The sequence below is a fragment of the Streptosporangium minutum genome (assembly GCF_002149035.1).
Lineage (GTDB): Bacteria > Actinomycetota > Actinomycetes > Streptosporangiales > Streptosporangiaceae > Streptosporangium > Streptosporangium minutum.
In genome coordinates this window covers 1-5,214 of the sequence record NZ_NGFP01000397.1, presented here as the reverse complement: position 1 = coordinate 5,214, position 5,214 = coordinate 1, and the positions used below count along the sequence as shown (strand labels likewise).

The 5,214-nt window shown below is 73.3% G+C and carries 6 protein-coding genes; 2 read left to right on the top strand and 4 right to left on the bottom strand.

Features of this window, described 5'->3' with window-relative positions:
• The first annotated feature begins 338 nt into the window (after positions 1-338).
• Entirely contained in the window at positions 339-1,313 is a 975-nt protein-coding gene (locus tag CA984_RS42435) for a hypothetical protein (RefSeq protein WP_086578954.1), read from the top strand.
• A gap of 38 nt (positions 1,314-1,351) precedes the next feature.
• Here the strand turns inward: CA984_RS42435 and CA984_RS42430 are convergent, their stop codons facing one another.
• Positions 1,352-2,083, bottom strand: coding sequence for a TetR/AcrR family transcriptional regulator (locus CA984_RS42430; protein WP_086578953.1), 732 nt, complete (start codon positions 2,081-2,083; stop codon positions 1,352-1,354).
• Positions 2,084-2,164: 81 nt separating this feature from the next.
• Between CA984_RS42430 and CA984_RS42425 the strand changes: the two genes are divergently transcribed.
• The gene (locus CA984_RS42425; RefSeq protein ID WP_165781625.1) at positions 2,165-3,397 is read left to right on the top strand and encodes a carotenoid oxygenase family protein; all 1,233 of its coding nucleotides are present in this window, start codon (positions 2,165-2,167) and stop codon (positions 3,395-3,397) included.
• A 63-nt stretch (positions 3,398-3,460) separates the two neighbouring features.
• On the opposite strand, the gene CA984_RS42420 is transcribed toward CA984_RS42425, so the two are convergent.
• The 3 genes from CA984_RS42420 to CA984_RS47550 all read right to left on the bottom strand — a co-directional run.
• Positions 3,461-4,150 carry an ArsR/SmtB family transcription factor gene (locus tag CA984_RS42420; RefSeq protein WP_086578951.1) on the bottom strand — a complete coding sequence of 230 codons (690 nt, stop codon included), beginning with the start codon at positions 4,148-4,150 and terminating at the stop codon, positions 3,461-3,463.
• 439 nt (positions 4,151-4,589) lie between these two features.
• Positions 4,590-4,793, bottom strand: coding sequence for a hypothetical protein (locus CA984_RS47555; RefSeq protein WP_207621256.1), 204 nt, complete (start codon positions 4,791-4,793; stop codon positions 4,590-4,592).
• A 222-nt stretch (positions 4,794-5,015) separates the two neighbouring features.
• On the bottom strand, positions 5,016-5,214 hold a 199-nt coding region (locus tag CA984_RS47550), incomplete at its 5' end, for a hypothetical protein (RefSeq protein ID WP_207621255.1).

Genomic DNA, 5,214 nt, shown 5'->3' with positions numbered 1-5,214 from the left:
GTCCGGAGGCCGACGCGTTCCTTCACGGGCGCAGCTCCGGCCGCCGAGCGCGTTCACCGTACCCGGCGGGCGGGGGAGGGGGCGGAGCGCGCGGACACCGGCGGCCGGGGCGCTGAAGCGCGGGAGGCGGCTCCGCGGGAGGACACGGCGATGCCGTACGGCGGGCGGGCGAGAGCGGCCGTTGACAGCGGAGCACCGGAATGGCGATCATGAGCGTCTATCGGGTGGATCTGTTCGCTGAAGTCGCGTGAGAGGTGTCCTCGTCCTCGCCGGCAGGGCGCGTCCGTGCCGGCCTCCGCGGCTCACCAGCGTGTCCGACTCGACAGGAGAGGCACCTCATGGCTCGGAGCACCCCCGTCTCCGCCCCGTCACCCGACGCTCACACCGCGGATCTGCCCCGGCGCCGAGGGCTGATCATCGTCCTCAGCGTGCTGGCCGGAGCGCTGATCGCCTCGCTGTGGTCCTTCCGGCTCGTCGACAGCGTGATCGGCGACAACGTCGCGAACACGCTGCTCGGCTACGACGCCAAGCACACCGAGATCGGAGGCATGATCGCGGGGACCGTCTTCGCCTTCGTCTCGGGTCTGGCCGGCACCTTCACCGCGTGCAACATCGCCGCGTTCGGCGCGATCGCGCCGATGACGAATGCGGGGAGCGCTCGCCCGGCCGGCGCCCCGGACACCCCCGGCCGGCTCCGGATCGGGGCGACCCTGCGGCCCATCGGCTGGCTCGCGCTCGGCATGATCGTGGTCTCCGGAGCCTACGGGGCCGTCGGCGCCGCCCTCGGCGAGCGGCTGCCCCAGCTGTCGACCGCGACGGCCGGCCCCGGCCTCCCACCGCGGCTGCTGCAGGCCTCGATCGTCTTCGGCGTGATCGGCCTGGCCTTCGCCTACCTCGGCCTGGCGGCGTTGCGCGTGGTGCCCGACCCCTTCGCCCGCCTGTCGAGCCGCTTCCCCAACGCGCGCCTGGTCGTGATCGGCGCGCTGATCGGCGGATTCCTCATCGGGCGGCCGTTCCCACTGTTCCACAAGCTGTTCGAGTACGCGGCCGAGACCCGCAACCCGCTCTACGGGGCCGCCGTCTTCGTCCTGCAGTCGCTCGGCAACATCACGCTGATGGCCGTGCTCTTCGTCGTGCTCGTGCACGCCACCAGGGGCCGTTTCACCCGCTGGATGACCGCCGGCCCGTCACGCGTCGCGACGATCACGGCGGTGGCCTTCATCGTCGTCGGCGCCTTCACCTTCCTCTACTGGGACCTGCGACTGCCCGCGCGGTTCGGTTACGGCTGGTTCCCGGTGGCGCCCTGGGAGTGAGCGGCCCGGATCCGCCGGCGGGACGGACGGCCCACCGCTCATCCCGCCGGCGCGGCCTGCCGGGGACGCCGTCTCCGGTCGCCCGCGGGCCGGTCGTCCACCGGATCCGGCCGCACGCCCTCGACCACCTTCTTCAACCGTCTCCGTGAGGAGGCCACCGATCGGGTGGCCTCCTCCAAGGTGTCGCCCGCGCCGATCATCAGGCCGGTCAGCTGGGCTTCGAAGACCCGGTCGGCGTCGAAGGGCTCGATGAGATACTCGCCGAGTTCGAGCGTGACCAGCCCGTGGATCGCGGTCCACAGCTGGTGGGCGACGAGCTCGGCGTCACCGGCCCGGAACCGTTCCGCCGTGATGCACCGGGTGGCACACTCCACCACGGTGCTCAGAGTGTATCGGCCGTACTGGCGGTCCTCGGCGGTCAGGGAGAACCCGGCCAGCGACGCCCCGCCGAACATGACCGCGTACAGGTGCGGGTTCGTCAGGGCGTTGTGCCGGTAGGCCCGGCCGAGCAGCGCGATGTCGGCGACGGGATCGGCGGTCCGGGAGACGTGCGAGAAGTAGTCCTGCAGGCGGGCGAACCCCTCGTAGACCATCTCGCGCACCAGCCCGCTCATCCCGCCGAAGTTGGTGTAGACCGCCATCGTCGAGCTGCCCGCCTCCGTGGCGATACGGCGGGCCGACAACGCCTGGGGGCCCTCGTCGGCGAGCAGCCGCGCGGCGATGTCGACAAGAGCGGGGCGCGTCTGAGGATTCGATCGGCGTGGGCTCACCTTGACAGTATTGCATAACATCGTTATTTTTAACATAACGCCGTTATGCTAACTGCCGAGCCTCACGAGGAGGTGCCCGATATGACGGTCACGGAGCACGTCGACCCGATCATGGCGCTCATGTCCGCGGCCCCCCGCCGTCGGGCGCAGGACGAGCCGCTGTCGGTCGACGGCGTCATACCTTCCGGCCTGGACGGCGCGTTCGTGCAGGCGAGCAGGTATCCCGGGGGATCATGGCAGTCGCATGCCCCGGCCGGGCCCGCCCTCTTCTCCGGCGTGCGGTTCGGCGGCGGCACCGCTCGGCGCCTCACGACGGCCGGGGAGTTCGGCGGCCACCCGCTGGAGCGGCTGCCGGATCTCGCGACCTGGATCCGGCCCGCCGGACCCGCCGCTCCGCCGCCGGACGGGCCGTGGAGCGTGAGCCTCGCGCCGCCGGTCCAGGACCGCGCCACGGCCGAATGGCACACGATCGCCACCTATCCCGGTCTGGGCCGCGCGGAGCACCTGACCATCGGGACGGACGGCGGCATCCGCGACGCCCGGTCCTTCGCCCTCGACGGCGCGCCGCTCATGCACGCGGTCGCGCTCACCGAACGGTTCGTCGTGGTGTTCGACCTGCCCGTGACCTATCACCGGGCGGCGGCGATGGTCGGCACCCGTTCCCCCTACCGCTGGCGGCGGGACCGGCCGGCGCGCATCGGGCTGCTCTCACGGCGGCCCGGCGACGTGAGGGAGCCGCGATGGTTCCCGATCGACCCCTGCTACGTGTCCCGTTCGGTCAACGCCTACGACGACGGCGGCCGCGTCGTCGTGGACGCCGTCCGCCACGAACGGGCCTTCGACGCTCCGTCGTGGGGCGACGAGGGCGCCGCCGGATCTGCGCGGGTGCACCGGTGGACGCTCGACCTGGGGAACGGCACGGCGGAGGAGCGGCCGCTGGTCGACTCCATGACACTGGCGTCGGTCGACTCCCGGCGGGCAGGCCGCAGGCACCAGCTGATGTTCGGCTGCGCCCCCGGCGGGCGGGCGCTGGTCGGCCACGACCTCGCGGCCGGCAGCACGCAGGTGCGGGAGCTGGCCCCGGGCCGGCGCGCCGGTCAGCCGGTCTTCGTCCCCCGTGGCCGCGCCGAAGGGGACGGCTGGCTCGTGGTCCTCACGCAGAACGACGCGCAGCGGCGGAGCGAGCTGCTCGTGCTCGACGCGCTCCACCTGAACGGCCGGCCCCAGGCGGTGGTCCACCTCCCGGCCCTCCTGCCGACCGCGCGGCACACCACCTGGATGACCGTGCCCGCCGGACGTACGCACCGGCGGTGACCCCGCGCCCCGGGGGACCGCTCCGGCGCCGGACCGTCCGGAGGCCACAGCCCCCGCGGCGGGCTACAGCCCCTGCGCTCCACCCTGAAACGGCCCGTCGTTGCCCGGATCGCCCTGAACCGGGCCGTCCGAGGCGGTCTGGACGTGCACCGGCCCGCTGGAGGCCGGGCGGGCGGCGACGCTCGGGTGCACCGCGACGACCACCCGGTGATCGCGCCCGCCCTCGGCCGCCTCGTCGTGGTATTTGGCCACCAGCGCGGTGACGGCGCCCGCGAGCTCCTCGGCGAAGGCGGCGCGATCGGCCGCCGAGGCGAAACGCACCTGGCCGTCGATCGCGAAGGTCGCGACCCTCTTGCGGGCCTTGGCGGCGCCGGTGATCAACTCGCCCACATCGCGCACCATCCGGGAGGCCAGGGCCAGCAGCCAGCGCGCCGACAGCTGGTCCGGCGAACGCGCCGGGTCGGGCGCGACCGCGGCCAGCGCGGTCGGCGAGATCACGAACGACGCGGCCGTGGCCCGCATCACCCGCTCGGTGACATTGCCCTTCTTGCGCTCTTCGACCAGCTCCACCAGGCCGTGCCGCTCCAGCGCCTTGAGGTGGTAGTTCACCTTCTGCCTGGGCAGGCCGACCTTCGCGGCCAGCATCGTGGCCGAGGCGGCCCCTCCGGCCAGCTCGGCCAGGAGCCGGGTGCGGACCGGGTCCAGCGAGACCTCGGCCGCGGCCGGGTCCTCGATCACCGCCACTTCGAACATGCCATCACCGTCTCACCGACAATCTCCTTTGTCAAGGTAATTCAAACTGTCGGTCCATTCCGCTTAAACGGCGGCATCGCCCCACCCCCAAGATAGTTCGTGTTACGAATTCGCGCGGGGGCCGGCCTCTCGCTGGAACTTTGCGGGCATTCGCATGGGTTCGCCCCGGGCTCCTGATAACAGGTCTGTAAGAGCGGACTGCTACGGGCCACATACGGTGCGTGATTTTCGGCACGCTGGGGCAGATCAGACGTGACATGGGAGGCGAGATGCACGATGATCACGACTCGGCTCACCGGCGCGGCCCGAGCGCAGGCCCGCGTGGGCGCAGGCCGTACGCCGCTCCGGCGGACTCACCGCCTGAGCCGGCGGTGCCTCCGGAGGAGCCGAGGGCCGATCCCCCCGGGCGGCCCTACAGCAGCGCCGGCGACCCGTTCGTCTACGGATCACGGGTCAGCGTCGACATCCGGCCGGCCTGGCCGCCGCCGCCCCGGCCGCGGCCGATCCGGTCGCACCGGCCGCGGCCCTGGCCGTGGATCCCGGGCGACCGGCTCCTGCGGCCCGCGCTGGTCTGCGGGTTCCTCGCGGCCGCCGGGATCGGCATGTGGTCGTCCGGATGGTCGCCGGTGTCCGAACCGTCCACCGTCGAGGTCGCCGCGGCCCCCGCCCCGTCACGGATGGCCGGTCACGACACGGCGGTCGCTCCTGCGGAGGCGACCGCGCCGGACGCCGGTCACGTGCCCGCGGCCACCCCCTCGGCCACCTCCGGCGGCGCCCCGGCCAAGGCCGCCCGGAGCCGGAGAACGGCGCCGTCGCGCACGGTCGAGCAACCCCGGCGCCACGCGGCCCTCGACGCCCAGGCCGTTCACGGAGGGCAGGGCGGCCGGCGCCACCGGGAGTCCGCCGCGCCGAAGACCGTCCGGAAGCAGGCGCCCAGGAGCGTCAGGCCGAAGGCGCCGAAGGCCTCCACGTCCCCGAGGGCTCGACCGCCCGAGCCCCCCGGTGAGACCCGCACCTCCACGAACACCGGCAGCCCCAGCACGGGCACCGGCACCCCCGCGAAC